Annotated in this window: 16 protein-coding genes; 10 read left to right on the forward strand and 6 right to left on the reverse strand. The window is 68.9% G+C overall.

Features of this window, described 5'->3' with window-relative positions; genetic code table 11:
* Nucleotides 1–11: 11 nt before the first annotated feature.
* Nucleotides 12–1,445, forward strand: coding sequence for a nicotinate phosphoribosyltransferase (locus tag C5F75_RS19410; protein ID WP_104012621.1), 1,434 nt, complete (start codon nucleotides 12–14; stop codon nucleotides 1,443–1,445).
* A 42-nt stretch (nucleotides 1,446–1,487) separates the two neighbouring features.
* Here the strand turns inward: C5F75_RS19410 and C5F75_RS19415 are convergent, their stop codons facing one another.
* On the reverse strand, nucleotides 1,488–2,951 hold the full coding sequence (locus C5F75_RS19415; RefSeq protein WP_060310629.1) for an aminotransferase-like domain-containing protein: 1,464 nt from the start codon (nucleotides 2,949–2,951) through the stop codon (nucleotides 1,488–1,490).
* Between the two features lie 124 nt (nucleotides 2,952–3,075).
* Here C5F75_RS19415 and C5F75_RS19420 point away from each other — a divergent pair, with 124 nt between their 5' ends.
* Nucleotides 3,076–3,963 carry a DMT family transporter gene (locus tag C5F75_RS19420; RefSeq protein WP_104012622.1) on the forward strand — a complete coding sequence of 296 codons (888 nt, stop codon included), beginning with the start codon at nucleotides 3,076–3,078 and terminating at the stop codon, nucleotides 3,961–3,963.
* Between the two features lie 132 nt (nucleotides 3,964–4,095).
* On the opposite strand, the gene lysA is transcribed toward C5F75_RS19420, so the two are convergent.
* Nucleotides 4,096–5,349, reverse strand: a complete 1,254-nt coding sequence (gene lysA, locus C5F75_RS19425; protein WP_104012623.1) for a diaminopimelate decarboxylase — start codon at nucleotides 5,347–5,349, stop codon at nucleotides 4,096–4,098.
* Nucleotides 5,350–5,457: 108 nt separating this feature from the next.
* Here lysA and C5F75_RS19430 point away from each other — a divergent pair, with 108 nt between their 5' ends.
* Complete coding sequence (locus C5F75_RS19430; RefSeq protein ID WP_059639790.1) at nucleotides 5,458–6,372, forward strand: LysR family transcriptional regulator; 915 nt, start codon at nucleotides 5,458–5,460, stop codon at nucleotides 6,370–6,372.
* Nucleotides 6,373–6,432: 60 nt separating this feature from the next.
* Nucleotides 6,433–7,032 carry a GNAT family N-acetyltransferase gene (locus C5F75_RS19435; RefSeq protein WP_104012624.1) on the forward strand — a complete coding sequence of 200 codons (600 nt, stop codon included), beginning with the start codon at nucleotides 6,433–6,435 and terminating at the stop codon, nucleotides 7,030–7,032.
* 111 nt (nucleotides 7,033–7,143) lie between these two features.
* Here the strand turns inward: C5F75_RS19435 and C5F75_RS19440 are convergent, their stop codons facing one another.
* Nucleotides 7,144–7,722 carry a DUF4142 domain-containing protein gene (locus C5F75_RS19440; protein WP_060310633.1) on the reverse strand — a complete coding sequence of 193 codons (579 nt, stop codon included), beginning with the start codon at nucleotides 7,720–7,722 and terminating at the stop codon, nucleotides 7,144–7,146.
* A 385-nt stretch (nucleotides 7,723–8,107) separates the two neighbouring features.
* A complete protein-coding gene (locus C5F75_RS19445; protein ID WP_059584673.1) occupies nucleotides 8,108–8,731 on the reverse strand; it encodes an HAD hydrolase-like protein in 624 nt (207 codons plus the stop codon).
* A gap of 162 nt (nucleotides 8,732–8,893) precedes the next feature.
* Here C5F75_RS19445 and C5F75_RS19450 point away from each other — a divergent pair, with 162 nt between their 5' ends.
* Together C5F75_RS19450 and C5F75_RS19455 are read left to right on the forward strand one after the other, a co-directional pair.
* A complete protein-coding gene (locus C5F75_RS19450; protein WP_104012625.1) occupies nucleotides 8,894–9,337 on the forward strand; it encodes a GNAT family N-acetyltransferase in 444 nt (147 codons plus the stop codon).
* A gap of 57 nt (nucleotides 9,338–9,394) precedes the next feature.
* Nucleotides 9,395–9,613, forward strand: coding sequence for a DUF1653 domain-containing protein (locus C5F75_RS19455; RefSeq protein WP_006480837.1), 219 nt, complete (start codon nucleotides 9,395–9,397; stop codon nucleotides 9,611–9,613).
* A 27-nt stretch (nucleotides 9,614–9,640) separates the two neighbouring features.
* Here the strand turns inward: C5F75_RS19455 and atpC are convergent, their stop codons facing one another.
* Together atpC and atpG are read right to left on the reverse strand one after the other, a co-directional pair.
* Nucleotides 9,641–10,099: an ATP synthase F1 subunit epsilon gene (gene atpC, locus C5F75_RS19460; RefSeq protein ID WP_099317685.1), complete on the reverse strand. Its 459-nt coding sequence runs from the start codon at nucleotides 10,097–10,099 to the stop codon at nucleotides 9,641–9,643.
* Between the two features lie 10 nt (nucleotides 10,100–10,109).
* Entirely contained in the window at nucleotides 10,110–10,979 is an 870-nt protein-coding gene (gene atpG, locus C5F75_RS19465; protein WP_099317684.1) for an ATP synthase F1 subunit gamma, read from the reverse strand.
* A 148-nt stretch (nucleotides 10,980–11,127) separates the two neighbouring features.
* Here atpG and C5F75_RS19470 point away from each other — a divergent pair, with 148 nt between their 5' ends.
* Genes C5F75_RS19470 through fabI form a run of 4 tightly spaced genes read left to right on the forward strand, consistent with a single transcriptional unit; the run spans nucleotide 11,128 to nucleotide 15,238 of the window.
* Nucleotides 11,128–12,099 (forward strand): phosphate acetyltransferase, encoded by a 972-nt coding sequence (locus C5F75_RS19470; protein WP_104012647.1) that lies wholly within the window; start codon nucleotides 11,128–11,130, stop codon nucleotides 12,097–12,099.
* Nucleotides 12,100–12,109: 10 nt separating this feature from the next.
* Complete coding sequence (locus tag C5F75_RS19475) at nucleotides 12,110–13,318, forward strand: acetate/propionate family kinase (protein ID WP_104012626.1); 1,209 nt, start codon at nucleotides 12,110–12,112, stop codon at nucleotides 13,316–13,318.
* A gap of 8 nt (nucleotides 13,319–13,326) precedes the next feature.
* Nucleotides 13,327–14,448, forward strand: coding sequence for an alpha/beta fold hydrolase (locus C5F75_RS19480; protein WP_104012627.1), 1,122 nt, complete (start codon nucleotides 13,327–13,329; stop codon nucleotides 14,446–14,448).
* 28 nt (nucleotides 14,449–14,476) lie between these two features.
* Nucleotides 14,477–15,238 carry an enoyl-ACP reductase FabI gene (fabI, locus tag C5F75_RS19485; protein WP_104012628.1) on the forward strand — a complete coding sequence of 254 codons (762 nt, stop codon included), beginning with the start codon at nucleotides 14,477–14,479 and terminating at the stop codon, nucleotides 15,236–15,238.
* Nucleotides 15,239–15,282 lie beyond the last annotated feature (44 nt).

Below are 15,282 nucleotides of genomic sequence, written 5' to 3' on the forward strand. Positions count from 1 at the left end.
GAGCTCTAGCCATGCAAAACGTTCCCGGCGGCTTTGCCGCGGTTCTCGCCAATCCGATTCTCAACACGGATTCGTACAAGGCTTCCCACTTCCTGCAATATCCGCCGGATGCATCGGCGATGTTCTCGTACGTCGAATCGCGCGGCGGCCGCTACGACCGCACGCTGTTCTTCGGCCTGCAGATGCTGCTGAAGGAGTATCTGTGCAAGCCCGTTACGCACGCGATGATCGACGAGGCGCGCGATTTCTTCACCGTGCACGGCGAGCCGTTCAACGAAGCCGGATGGCGCCATATCGTCGAACGCCACGACGGCTACCTGCCGGTGAAGATCCGCGCGGTGCCGGAGGGGTCGATCGTGCCGGTGCACAACGTGCTGATGACGGTCGAATGCGACGATCCGCAGGTGTTCTGGCTCGCGTCGTATCTCGAGACGATGCTGTTGCGCGTCTGGTATCCGGTGACGGTGGCGACCCGCAGCTGGCACCTGCGGCAGACGATTCGCCGCTTCCTCGACAAGACCGACGACGATCTCGCGCAACTGCCGTTCAAGCTGCACGACTTCGGCGCGCGCGGCGTGTCGAGCGCGGAATCGGCCGCGATCGGCGGCGCCGCGCACCTCGTGAGCTTCATGGGTTCGGACACGGTGCTCGGCGTGCTGGCCGCGAACCGCTTCTATCGCGAGCCGATGGCCGCGTACTCGGTGCCGGCGGCCGAGCACAGCACGATCACGTCGTGGGGGCGCGAAGGCGAGGCCGATGCGTACCGCAACATGATCGCCCGCTTCGGTTTGCCGGGCGCGATCGTATCGGTCGTGTCGGACTCCTACGATCTGTTCGCCGCGCTGGAGATGTGGGGCGGCCCGCTGCGCCAGGCGGTGATCGATTCGGGCGCGACGCTCGTCGTGCGTCCCGATTCCGGCGACCCGGTGACGATCGTGCTGCAAACGGTGCGTGCGCTCGACGCGTCGTTCGGCTCGACGGTGAACGGCAAAGGGCGGCGCGTGCTGAACCGCGTGCGCGTGATCCAGGGCGATGGGGTCGACGAGCAGTCGCTCGAGGCGATCCTCGTCGCGCTCGACGAGGCCGGCTACGCGGCCGGCAACGTGGTGTTCGGCATGGGCGGCGCGTTGTTGCAGCGCGTGAACCGCGATACGCAGCGCTTCGCGATGAAGTGCTCGGCGATCCGGCGTGGCGACGTATGGCATGACGTCCGGAAGGACCCGGCCACCGATCAGGGCAAGCGCTCGAAGAAGGGGCGGCTCACGCTGCTGCGCAATCGCCGCACCGGCGACTATCGAACCGTGACGCTGCCGGTTGCGTGGGACGATCGCACGCTGGAAGGCGAATGGGACGAAGCGCTCGAGACGGTGTTCGACACCGGCCGTCTGCTCGTCGATACGTCGTTCGCCGAGGTGCGGGCGAGGGCGCATGCGGGCGAGGTGTGACGCGGGCGGCGGGGTCTCCCGCCGCTGCGCCGCCGGCTTGCGTCAATTGCCGGCCGGCACGTCGCCGCGCGCCACCACTCGCGCCGCCTCCATCGCGCGCGCCAGTGCATCGAACACCGCCGGCCCCTTGCAGCGCGACACGTTGAAGCGCATGTACGACGTCGCGCTGCGCGACGCGCTGAACACGTCGCCCGGCGCGAGCACCACGTCGTGGTCCAGCGCATGACGTGCGACGCGCGCGGCGTCGAGCCCGTCCGGCAATTGCGCCCACACGAACAACCCGCCGCGCGGCTCGGTCCAGATTTCGAGCCCGGCCCGTGCGAGACGCCGGATCGTTTCGCCCATCGCATCCGCGAGACGCGCGCGCAGGCTGTCGAGATGGCGCCGGTACGTACCGTCGATCAGCAGCCGGTGCACGACGTTCGCGCCGATCTGCGCGTTGCCGAACGACGTCGCGAGCTTCAGGTCGACGAGCGCGTCGATCCATTCCGGGCGCGCGGCGACATAGCCGCAGCGGATCGCGGCCGACAGCGTCTTCGAGAAGCTGCCGATCGACACGACCCGCGACAGCCCGTCGAACGCCGCGAGGCGCGGCGCGGGCGTGCTCTCGAAATCCGCGAAGATGTCGTCCTCGACGATCAGCAGCCCGTGCTCGGCCGCGAGCGTCAGCAGCCGGTGCGCGACGGGCGGCGCGAGCGTCGCGCCGGTCGGGTTGTGCAGCGCGGCGTTGGTGATGTACAGGCGCGGCCGATGCTCGGCGAGCACCTGTTCGAAGCGCACGAGATCGGGGCCGTTCGGCGTGAACGGCACGCTGACGATCCGTGCGCGGTGCGCGCGCAGCAGCGCCTGGAAGTTGAAGTAGCACGGATCGTCGAGCACGACCGTATCGCCGGGCTCCAGCAGCAGGCGGCACACGAGGTCGAGCGCGTGCGTGCCGCCGTCGGTCAGCATGATCTGCGCGGGTTCCGCGTGGACGCCGTGCTGCGCGAGCCGCCACGCGAGCTGCTGGCGCAGCGCGGGCAGGCCGAGCGGCGTCGCATAGTCGGTCAGCGCGTCGGATTCGTCGCGCGACACGGCGCGCAGCGCGCGACGCAGGCTTTCGTCGGGCAGCCACGACGACGGCAACCAGCCGCAGCCGGGCTTCACCGACGTCGGCGCCGCTTCGAGCGACTGGCGCGACAGCCACAGCGGATCGAGCTCGCGATCGAGGCGCGGGCCGAGCTCCGCGAGCGCGAGCGGCGGGGCGTGGCCCGACACGTAGAAGCCCGAGCCGCGCCGGGCGACGAGCACGCCTTCGCTCGCGAGCCGCTCGTACGCATCGACGACCGTCGATTTCGACACGCCGAGCGCGTCGGCCATCATCCGGATCGACGGCACGCGCGCGCCGGGCATCAGCGCACGGCTCGCGATCCGCGCGCGCAGCGTGTCCATGACGGTTTCCACGCGCGTGCGCGACGGCGCGGGCGGAGCGGGAATCGGGACGGGAAGCGGGGCGGAATGGCGCATGGCGAACGATGAACTGTACGGCCGGTTGTCCAGTACAGTTTGTGTGAATTGTATTGGGCTGTAGCTTACGCCGTTTTGGCCGGCGGCGGATCATCGGTCATCCCCTTTCCCATCAGGATCGACCGTGCAGAAAACGACCGACGGATGGCTCAGCGGCCTGCTGGGCGTCATCATCTTCAGTGGCTCGCTGCCCGCGACGCGCGTCGCGGTGCAAGGGCTCGACCCGCTGTTCCTCACGTTCGCCCGCGCGACGATCGCCGGCGCGCTCGGCCTGCTGCTGCTCGTCGTGCTGAAGCAGCGGCGGCCGTCGCGTGCCGAGGCCGCGTCGCTGGCCATCGTCGCGCTCGGTGTCGTGGTCGGTTTTCCGTTGCTGACGGCGCTTGCGCTGAAGCACGTGACGTCGGCGCATGCGATCGTGTTCGTCGGGCTGCTGCCGCTCGCGACCGCGCTGTTCGGCGTGTGGCGCGGCGGCGAACGGCCGCGGCTGCCGTTCTGGATCTTCTCGATCGTCGGCAGCGGCGCGGTGGCCGCATTTGCGCTGCGCAACGGCGGGCAGGCGTCGGTGGTGGGCGATGCGCTGATGCTGGCCGCGATCGTCGCGTGCGGGCTCGGTTATGCGGAAGGCGCGCGCCTGTCGCGCGAGCTCGGCGGCTGGCAGGTGATCTCGTGGGCGCTCGTGTTGTCGCTGCCGCTGATGCTGCCGCTCGCGTGGCTGACCTGGCCCGCGTCGTTCGACGGCGTCGATGCCGCCGCGCTGTGGGGGCTCGCGTACGTGTCGCTGTTCAGCATGTTGATCGGCTTCGTGTTCTGGTATCGCGGGCTCGCGCTCGGCGGGATCGCGGGCGTCGGCCAGTTGCAGCTGCTGCAGCCGTTCTTCGGCTTCCTGCTCGCGGCCGGACTGCTGCACGAGACGGTACCGCCGTCGATGGTCGTCGTGACGGTCGTGGTGGTGGGCTGCGTGGCGGGCGCGAAGTATTTCTCGAAGATGGCGCCCGTGCAGCGCGCGGGTTGACGCAGGTACCGCGGCTTGCCGGGCCTCGGGCTGACATCACCCGGTGCGCGGCTGGCGGCGACCCAACGCAGAACGGCCAGGCCGCCGGTCGCGGCAAGCCTGGCCGTGGGCGTTCGCCACGCCGGACGCGGGTTACTCGAACGTTTCGAGCGAGAGCAATTCGCCGATCGTCTGCCGGCGGCGGATCAGCCGCGGCGTGCCGCGATCGACGAGCACTTCCGGCGCGAGCGGCCGGCTGTTGTAGTTCGACGACATCGACGCGCCGTACGCGCCCGCGTCGTGCAGGAACAGCAGGTCGCCGATCTGCGGCTGCGCGAGCTTGCGGTGCGTGACCACGCCGCCCGCATCCTGCGTGAACACGTCGCCCGATTCGCACAGCGGCCCGGCGATCGCGAGGTCGACGAGCGGCCGGCCGGCAGGCAGCGCGCCATCGTGCGCGTGCAGCGACACCGCGTGGTAGCTGCCGTACATCGACGGGCGCATCAGGTCGTTGAAGCCCGCGTCGATCAGCACGAAATCGTGCTTCGGCCGATGGTTGACGGCCTGCACTTCGGTGACGAGCGTGCCGGCTTCGGCGACGAGAAAGCGGCCCGGTTCGATCTCGATGCGCACCGGGTGGCCGAGATGCCGTTCAATGCGCTTGCGCGCGGCGTCCCACTGGCTGAAGTAGTGGCCGACGTCGACGCGCGGCTCGCCGTCGCGATACGGAATCGACAGGCCGCCGCCGGCCGAGATCGCGTCGATGTCGTGGCCGAGCGACGTGACGAGATCGACCATCGCATCGCACACCTGCGACAGATGGCCGTAGTCGACGCCCGAACCGATGTGCATGTGGATGCCGACCAGCTTCAGCCCGTACTGGCGCACGATCTCGATCGCGCGCGGTACGTCGTCGATCCAGATGCCGTGCTTGCTCTGCGGGCCGCCGGTGTTGGTCTTGTTGCTGTGGCCGTGGCCGAAGCCCGGGTTGACGCGCAGCCACACGCGGTGGCCGGGCGCGTGCTCGCCGACGCGCGCGAGCATGTCGAGCGAACCGGCGTTCACGGTCACGCCGTGCTTGAGCACCGCCGCGAGCGTCGGGCGGTCGATCAGGTCGGCCGTGAACACGACGCCTTCCGGCTCGCCTGCCGCAGGATCGCCTGCCGGACTGAACCCCGCCGCGAGGCTGCGCTCGATCTCGCCGAGCGACACGGCGTCGACGCACGCGCCTTCCTCGCGCATCAGCTTCAGGATATGGACGTTCGAGTTCGCCTTCTGCGCATAGCGGATCACGTCGAACTGGCGCAGTTGGGCGATGCGGTCGCGGATGACGTCGGCGTCGTACACCCACAGCGGGGTGCCGTATTGCTGCGCGAGCGCTGCGAGCTGGCGGGAATCGAGGGACATGGCGGATGAATCGGATCGAATGAACGGATAGCCGGATGATGCGCCTGATCGGCTATACAGTAAAATGCCTATATATCGATACTCGATTCATTTCTGATATATACGATCATGCTGACGCACCGTCATATCGAGGTTTTCCGCGCGCTGATGGTCACCGGCAGCACGACCCGGGCGGCCGAGATGCTGTACACGTCGCAACCGACGATCAGCCGCGAGCTCGCGCGGATGGAGCAGGTCGTCGGCTTTGCGCTGTTCGAGCGCGCGCACGGTCGGCTGCGCCCGACGATGGCCGCACTCACGCTGTTCGACGACGTGCGGCTCGCGTATGTGGGGCTCGAACGCGTCGCGGCGACGGCCGCGCGCCTGCGCGAGTTTCGCGACGGGCAATTGTCGGTGATCGCGCTGCCCGCGTTCTCGCATGCGATCCTGCCCGGTGCGTGCCGGCGCTTTCACGACGCGCATGCGGGCGTCAGCGTGTCGGTCGCGACGCAGGAGTCGCCGGTGCTGGAGGAGTGGTTGACCGCGCAGCGTTACGACCTCGGGCTGACCGAGCACGATGTCGCGCCGGCCGGCACCGTGCTCACGCCGCTGCTGGAAGTCGACGAGGTGTGCGTGCTGCCCGACGGTCATCCGTTGCTCGCGCAGGACGCGATCGACCTGCTGGATCTCGCCGACCGTCCGTTCGTGAGCCTGTCACTGAACGATCCGTACCGCATCCTGATCGACGAGGCGTTCGCGCAGCTCGGCGTCGCGCCGCGCTCGGTGGTCGACACGCCGTCGGCCGTGTCGGTATGCGCGTTCGTGCGGCAAGGGCTCGGGGCCGCGATCGTCAACCCGCTCACGGCGCTCGATTTCGTCGGCCGGGACCTGCACGTGCGGCCGCTGACGCGTTCGTTTCCGTACCGCGTCAGCCTGATCGTGCCCGAGCACCGGCCGAAGAACCTGCTCGTCGACGCGTTCGCCGATGCACTGCGCGGCGAAGCGAAGGCGATCCGCCGCCGGCTCGCCGCACACCTCGGCTAGCGGCATCGCCGTATGATGGGCGCTTCACCGCCATCGCCGTCATTTCTCCGGAATCCCGTCATGACCGACGCATCGTCTTTCCTCGAACAACCGACCCTTACCGGCGAACGTGTCGTCCTGCGCCCGCTCGACGCATCCGATCGGCAGGCGCTGCTGGACGCCGCGGCCGACGGCGCGTTGTGGAACCTGAAGGTCACGGTCGTGCCGGGTGTGCCGACGGTCGACGCCTACATCGATACGGCGTTGCAGGGGCGGGCGGCCGGCACCGTGATGCCGTTCGTGATCGTCGATCGCGCATCGGGCCGCGCGATCGGCAGCACGCGCTTCTGGAAGATCGATCGCAAGAACCGCAAGCTCGAGATCGGCCATACGTGGCTAAGCGAATCGGCGCAGCGTACGCGTGCGAATACCGAAGCGAAGTGGTTGCTGCTGGCTTATGCGTTCGACACGCTGCAATGCGTGCGCGTGCAGTTCACGACGGACGAACTGAACGAGCGATCGCGCGCGGCGATCCTGAGGCTCGGTGCGAAACAGGAGGGCATCGTGCGTCACGAACGGATCATGCCGGATGGCCGCAAGCGCAACTCGGTGCGTTTCAGCATCATCGACGACGAATGGCCGGAAGTGCGGGCGCGGCTCGAGGCGAAGCTGGCGACGTAACGCGGGACGCTTGATGCTTGACGTGCGTCGCGCGGCCGGCAGCGGAGGCGGCCGCGCGACGGCGGGGGAAACGGTGCGCCGCGCACGTGGCGCGGCGCGGCATCGCAGCGGTTACTGCGCCGATGCGAGGTGATGACGCTGCGCGAGCTTCTGCGCGTCCGCGTAGTGCGCCTGCAGGATCGGCAGCGCCTGGCGGGCGACTTCCTTCAGCTTGGTGTCGCGGCCCGACGCGATTTCGGCCTGGAATGCTGAGATCGTCTTCTGCTGGCCGGCGAGCGCGACCTGTTCGATATACGCCTTGTCGAACTCGGCGCCGCGCAGGCTCTTGATGCTGTTCAGCACGGTCGTGTCGGGGTCGTTGGCCGGCACGTCGACGCCGCGCGGGCTCGCCGCGCGCATCGCCTGGATGATCTTCGCATCGTCGGTCGACACGCGTTGCGCGAATGCCTTGACCTGGCTGTCCGACGTGCGCGAATCGGCGATGCGCGCGGCGTCGTGCTGCGTCGACACGGTCTTCGTGCCGTCGGTGATGAAGGTCTGGTCGGCTTCGTGGATGCGCGTCGCGGTCGCGGCCGGCGCGGCCGATGCGCCGGGCGCCGGCTGCGCGGTTTGCGCGGTCGCCGTCACGGCGACGAGAAGCAGGCCGGCGGCAGACAAGGCAACGCGCGAAATGTGGGGGAAGCGGTTCATGGGGACCTCCTTTCGATCGGGGCTCTGGTTGAAAAACGGATCGTGCGATCCGTCGCTGTGCGAGAGAGACCGGGCGCGCCCGGACCGGAGTCGACCGCCGCTCTGCCGCGGCGTCGGTCGAAGTGTTTCCCGGCCCGACTGATTCTAGGAGAGCGGTCGGGTAGCAGGTGCAACCGTGCTGTGGCTTGTGTAACGGTTGGTAAGACGATTCGGTCGGCATGCGCGCAGGCAGGTAGCGCGTACCTGATGCGCATGCCGCGGCGGCAATTTTTGCGTGCGCGTGGCGCATGCAATGCATGAGATGCGCGTGCGTGTCATCGGCATTTGACGGGCGTGATGGCGTCGCGCGAGTGGGCTGCGTCGGTGCGTGGCGTGCGTGAAAGCGCTATACGCGCTCGAGCAGCGCATCGAGGCGCGGCAGCAACGGCATCGCGCAATGCGCCTGCAACGCGTCGGGCGCCGTGTAACCCCACGCGACGCCCTGGAACGCGATACGTGCGCGCCGTGCCGCGTCGGCATCGCGGATTTCGTCGCCGACGTACAGCACTTCGTCGGCGCGCACACCGGCCTCGCGAACGAGCGCGCGCAGCCGGCGCGCCTTGCCGAACAGCGGAATGCCGCATGCGAAATGGTCGACGCGCGCGCCGGCATGCGGGCCGAGCCGGTCGCGCACGATTTCCTCGGTGTTCGACGTGGCGATCGCGATGCGGATGCCGCGCGCGGCGAGCGCGTCGAACGTTGCGTCGACGCCCGGAAAGAGCCGCACTTGCGCGGCGCGCGGCCGCATCAGGCGGCGCATGTCGATCGTTACGCGCGGCACTTTCCACATCGGCACGTCGAGCGCGCGGATGATTTCGCGCGCCGACATGCCGCGCAGCGCCGGGCGCAGTTCGGGCGTGGCGTCGCGAAAGCCGTGCAGGCGCGACGCTTCCGACAGCGCGGCGAGAAAACTGTCGAGCGAATCGGCGAGTGTGCCGTCGAAGTCGAAGGCGATGAGGCGGTAGGTCATGAAGCAGCGTCGCGGGTTTATTGGGCGGATCCCATTGTCGCCGAATCGAGGGTGGGCAGTGCGGCTGTTCGTCCACGGCGGACCCTGGTACCCCTTGTCCCCCACCCGACAGCGCGGTATCGTCGATGCTCCGCCTTCCGCCCCTCGAACCGGAGAACAGACGTGCCCGCAGCCACCCCCGCCACGCTGAGATTTTCCACCGACAAGCGCGAACTCGACATCGACGCGATCTTCGACTTCCTGCATCGCGACGCGTACTGGTCGCAGGGCATTCCGCGCGATGTGGTCGAGCGGGCGATCGAGGGCTCGCTGTGCTTCGGCGCGTATGTCGGCGGCCGGTTCGTCGGTTTCGCGCGGCTCGTCACCGATCATGCGACGTTCGCGTACCTGTGCGACGTGTTCGTGCTGCCGGCCGAACGCGGCAACGGCTACGGCCGCGCGCTGATCGACCATATATTCGCGCAGGAGTGGGTGCAGCGCCTGCGCCGCATCATGCTCGTGACGACCGATGCACACGAACTGTACCGGCCGGTCGGTTTCGGTCCGTCCGCGAACCCCGAGCGGCTGATGGAGATTCGCCGCCCCGACATCTACACGAAACGCTGACGCGCGGCGCAGCGCATACAATACGCGCTTTCCGTTTTTGCCGAAGAGAAGCACACCATGACCGAACAGGAAGCCGAACAGCTCGCGACGCACCGCCACTACAAGGGCGGCCTGTACCGCTACATCGGCGTTGCCCGCCATTCCGAAACCGAGGAATCGGTGGTCGTCTACGAGCATCTGTGGCCGCATGCGCGCGGCCTCTGGGTGCGGCCGGAAGCGATGTTCAACGGCAATCTCGAAGACGGCACGCCGCGTTTTCGCAAGCTGCGCGACTGAGCGGGCGGGCGGCGCCTCAGCCGCCGTCTAGCCGGCGCCGCCCGGCTTATCGTGCGGCGCCTGTTGCCGCAGCGCCATCGCAAAGAAGCGCCGGATTTCATCCATCAGTTCCGCGCGGGCCGACGCGAAATCGAACGCACGCCGGTTTTCGTGCGCGTAGCGCCGGCGCCACTCGTCGGCCGCATGCCGCGCTTCGCGTGCGCGCAGATCGTCGAGTTCGGGCGTGCGCAGCGCGTGATCGGCGATCAGCGTCACGCCTTCGCGGCTGACTTCCAGCACGCCGCCCGCGACGAGCAGGCGGCGATGCTCGCCGGTCGGCGCATCGACGAGCATCACGACGCCCGGCCGAATCCGCGTGAGCAGCGGCGCGTGGTGCGGGTAGATCCCCAGTTCTCCGCTTTCCCCCGGGACGACGACGAAATGCGCGTCGCCGGCATACAGCACCGCTTCCACGCTCACGATGTCGAGCCGCATCGACGTCTTCATGCGTACTCCTTCAGACTGCCGCCGCGCCGGCGACGATTTCGCACAGCTCGGTGGTGATCTGCGCCTGTCGCGTCTTCTGGTACAGGTGCCGCAGTTCGCGCAACACGCGGTCGGCGTTGTCCGTCGCGGTCTGCATGCTGAACATCCGCGCGCATTGCTCGCACGCGTAGTTTTCGACGACGGCCTGATAGAGCGTCGCCTCGACGTAGCGCAGCAGCAACGTGTCGACGACCGGTTTGGGCGCGGGCTCGTACAGATAATCGGACGCGGCCGCGCCGTCGGTCGGCGCGCCGGTGTCGAGCCCTGCGATCGGCAGCATCGCGTCGATGCGCGGCTCGTACGCGAGCGGGCTCGTCAGCCGGTTGTACGCGACGTGCACTTCGTCGAGCTCGCCGTTGACGAACGCGGTCAGCGGCACGAGCAGCGCCCCGAGCAACTGCTCGAAGTGCGGCTCGGCGGCCAGGCCGCCCGCACGGGCCGCGATGGTCGCGCCGTGGCGCAGCAGCGGCGCGAGCCCGCGCGCGCCGATCACGCTCAGTTCGCAGGCGACGCCGGCCCGGTCCCAGCGTTCGAGCGCATTCACGCATTCGACGAGCAATCGCGCATTGAGCGGGCCGCACAGCCCGCGATCGGTGCTGACGACGATCAGGCCGACGCGGCGCACGGTATCGCGGCGCGCCATCAGCGCCGATACGTGGTCGGGGCGGTCGCGCAGCACGCGTTCCGCCATCGCGCCGATGCGCGCCGCGTACGGGCGGAACTCGCGCGCGCGTCGCTGCGCGCTCGCCATCTTGGTGCGCGCCATCATCTCCATCGCCTTGGTGATCTTGCGCGTGGACGAGGTGCTGGCGATCTTCGAGCGGATTTCGCGTGTGTGCATGTCAGGGGGGAGGCGTCGCGGCCATCCGGATGTCATCGTGCGACTTCATGCTATCGGGACTTCACCTGAAACGATTGACTGAAATCAAACGACTTCGCCCGGTCCCGCACCAGAATCCGTTCACGTGATCCTTGCGAAGGGGCAGTCGATGACCGATGTACGCACGCATCAGAAATACGAAGCGCTGATCGCGCGTTGCCGCGCATTACGCCCGGTGACGGTCGCGGTCGCGCATCCTTGCGACGAGGTATCGCTGCACGCGGCGGCCGCCGCCGCCCGGGCCGGCATCGTCGTGCCCGTGCTGGTCGGCCCGGTGGCGCGGATCACGATGCTCGCCGCGACGCTGGGTATCGACCTGTCCGGCTATCGGCTCGTGGATGCGCCGCACAGTCATGCGTCGGCGGCGCGCGCGGTCGAGCTGGTGCGCGCGGGCGACGCGCAGGCGCTGATGAAGGGCAGCCTGCACACCGACGAGTTGCTGGCGGAAGTGGTGCGCGCCGATACAGGGCTGCGCACCGGGCGGCGCCTGAGCCACGTGTTCATCATGGACGTGCCGACTTATCACAAGCCGCTGTTCATCACCGACGCGGCCGTCAATATCCGTCCGACGCTCGAGCAAAAGGCCGACATCGCGCAGAACGCGATCGATCTCGCGCATGCGCTCGGCATCGCCCGGCCGAAGGTGGCGATCCTGTCGGCGGTCGAGACGGTCAGCTCGAAGCTGCCGTCGACGCTCGACGCGGCCGCGCTGTGCAAGATGGCCGAGCGCGGCCAGATCACCGGCGCGCTGCTCGACGGGCCGCTCGCGCTCGACAACGCGATCAGCCCGGAGGCCGCGCGGCTCAAGCATCTCGGTTCCGCGGTCGCGGGCGATGCGGACATCCTGCTCGTGCCCGACCTCGAGGCCGGCAACATGCTCGCGAAGGAACTGACGTTCCTCGCGAATGCCGATGCGGCCGGCATCGTGCTCGGCGCGCGCGTGCCGGTGATCCTGACGAGTCGCGCCGACAGCGAACGCACGCGCCTGGCGAGCTGCGCGGTCGCGGCGCTCGTCGCGGCGGCGGCGCGCACGACGGCGGCACCCGTGGCCGCGCCGGCGGTTGCGGTTGACGCACACTGACGGGGCCGCGATGCGACATCCCGTCCTGGTGCTCAACGCCGGCTCGTCGAGCCTCAAGTTCTCGGTCTACGACACGCGCGAGGATCGTTCGCTCGATGCGGGCCTGCACGGGCAGGTCGAGAACCTGCATGACACGCCGCATCTGTTCGTGGCCGACGCGCACGGCACGACGCTCGCCGACAGCCCCGTCGCGCAACCAGGGCATCAAGGCGCGATCGAGGCGCTGCACGCGTGGTTCGCGGCTCATGTCGGGCGCGAGGCCGCGTTCGACGGCGTCGGGCACCGGGTCGTGCATGGCGGCCCGTATTTCACCGCGCCGGTGCGGATCGATGCGCGCGTGCTCGATGCGATCGCGTCGCTTTCGCCGCTCGCGCCGCTGCACCAGCCGCATCACGTCGACGCGATTCGCGCGGTTGCCGCGGTCGCGCCGAACCTCCCGCAGGTCGCGTGTTTCGACACCGCGTTCCATTCGACGGTGCCGGCGCTCGAACGGGAGTTCGCGCTGCCGCGCGCGTTGACCGGGCAGGGCATCGTGCGCTACGGGTTTCACGGGCTGTCGTACGAGTACATCGCGACGGCGCTCGCGGCCCTCGATCCATCGTGGGGGCGGCACCGGACGGTGATCGCACACCTCGGCAACGGCGCGAGCCTGTGTGCGCTCGCGAACGGCCGCAGCGTCGCGACGACGATGGGGTTCACGGCCGTCGACGGGCTGCCGATGGGCACGCGCACGGGCGCGCTGGACCCGGGCGTGATCCTGTACCTGCAGCGTCACATGGGCCGGTCGCTCGACGAGGTCGAGCATCTGATCTATGCCGAATCGGGCTTGCTCGGCGTGTCCGGCGTGTCGAGCGACATGCGCACGCTGCTCGCGAGCGACGCATCGTCGGCCGCGCACGCGGTCGAGCTGTTCGCCTATCGAGCGGCCCGCGAACTCGCCGCGCTGGCCGGCGTGCTCGGCGGCCTCGACACGCTCGTGTTCACGGCGGGCATCGGCGAGCACGCGCCGCGCGTGCGCGAACGGATCTGCAGCCGCGCGGCGTGGCTCGGCATCGTGCTCGACGACGCGGCGAACGCCGCCGGCCTGCCGGTGATTTCGGGCGACGCGTCGCGCGTGACGGTGCGCGTGATCCCGACCGACGAGAATCTGATGATCGCGCGGCACACGCGCCGTGTGCTGGACGACGCGATCCCTTCCACGCCGTATCCGACCCGGTGAGACCTTCGATGACAGCACGCGACACGCTTTCCCCTGCCGCCAGCGCTCTCGCGCTGCCGATTTTCTGGCCGATGGCCGCCGCCAACGCGATGTTCGCGGCCGGCGCCGAGATCGCGGCGCGCAATCTCCGCTTCCTTGCGGAAGAGGAGAAGCTCCATTTCGAAGCGCATCCGGCGCTGGCGTCGCCGAACCGGCCGTTGCTGGAACTGCGCACGATGACGTTTCGCGACTATTCGGCCGCGCCGGCGCACGGGCTGCCGACGATCGTCGATGCGCCGTACGCGGGGCACAGCGCGATGATCGCCGACTACCAGCCGGGGCAGAGCCTGATGCAGACGCTGGGCGAGCACGGCGTGACGCGTCTGTACCTGACCGACTGGCGCTCGGCCACCGAGGACATGAAGGATCTCGAGATCGACCAGTATCTGGCCGAACTGAACGTGTGCGTCGACGAACTCGGCGGCCGCGTGAATCTCGTCGGGCTGTGTCAGGGCGGCTGGATGTCCGCGATGTACGCGGCGCGTTTCCCGCACAAGGTCGCGAGTCTCGTGCTGGCCGGCTCGCCGATCGACACCGACGCGGGCGACGGCCCGATCAGGCAGATGGTGCACACGTATCCGACGTCGTTCTACGAGGAACTCGTCACGATGGGCGGCGGGCTGATGCGCGGGCGCTTCATGCTGCGTGGCTGGAAGAACATGCATCCCGACCAGCACTATCTCGCCGAGCACGTCGACCTGTACGAGCATCTCGACGATCCCGAATACCTGCGCAAGCGCGAGGTGTTCGCGAACTGGTACGAAAGCCCGATCGACCTGCCGGGGCGCTGGTACCTGCAGGCGATCGTGCAGATCTTCAAGGAGAACCGGCTCGCGAAGGGCACGTTCGTCGCGCTCGGGCGCACGCTCGACCTGAAGAATGTCGCGTGCCCGGTCTATCTGCTCGCCGGCGAGGCCGACGACATCACGACGCCGGAGCAGGTGTTCGGGGCGCGCGATCGTCTCGGCACGCCCGCGTCGCGCATCGAGAGCCGGCTCGTGCCGGGCGGCCATATCGGCCTGTTCATGGGGACGCGCACGCTGAAGACGGTGTGGCCGGACATTGCGCAATGGATCGCGGCGCAGCGCTAGGCCGGCGCGGATCGTTACGGAGAGCGACATGACGTTGCGACACAAGCGCGGGCTCGTCGTCGGCATCGCGAACGAACAGAGTATCGCGTGGGGATGCGCGCGCGCGTTTTGCCGGGCGGGCGCGACGCTCGCGGTGACGTGGCAGTCGGACAGGACCCTGCCGCACGTCGAGCCGCTGTTCGCGCAACTCGACGCGCCGATCCGGATGCCGCTCGACGTCGGGCGGCCGGACCAGATGGCGGCGGTGTTCGACGCGATCGCGGCGCAATGGGGCGAGATCGACTTCGTGCTGCATTCGGTCGCGTATGCACCGAAGGCGGACCTGCACGGCCGCGTGGTCGACAGTTCGCCGGAAGGCTTCTCGCTCGCGATGGATACCTCGTGCCATTCGTTCATCCGGATGGCGCGGCTCGCCGAGCCGCTGATGACGCGCGGCGGGAGCCTGATGGCGATGAGCTATCTCGGCGCGGAGCAGGTCGTCGCGAATTACGGGGTGATGGGGCCGGTCAAGGCCGCGCTCGAAGCGAGCGTGCGGTATCTGGCGGCCGAACTCGGCGGCGCGGGCATTCGCGTCAACGCGATTTCGCCGGGCGTGTTGCCGACCCGCGCGGCGTCGGGCCTGCCGGACTTCGGCCGGCTACTCGACGACACCGCGCGCCGGGCGCCGCTGCATCACGCACTGGACATCGACGACGTCGGCGCGTTCTGCGCGTTTCTTGCCGGCGACGGTGCACGGGCGATCACGGGCGGCACGCACTATATCGACGCCGGCATGCACATGCTCGGCTAGGGTCGACGCAAGCCCGTTATTGGCGTGAACAGGGCTTGACGCGC

The organism is Burkholderia anthinoferrum (assembly GCF_002925705.1).
GTDB lineage: Bacteria > Pseudomonadota > Gammaproteobacteria > Burkholderiales > Burkholderiaceae > Burkholderia > Burkholderia semiarida.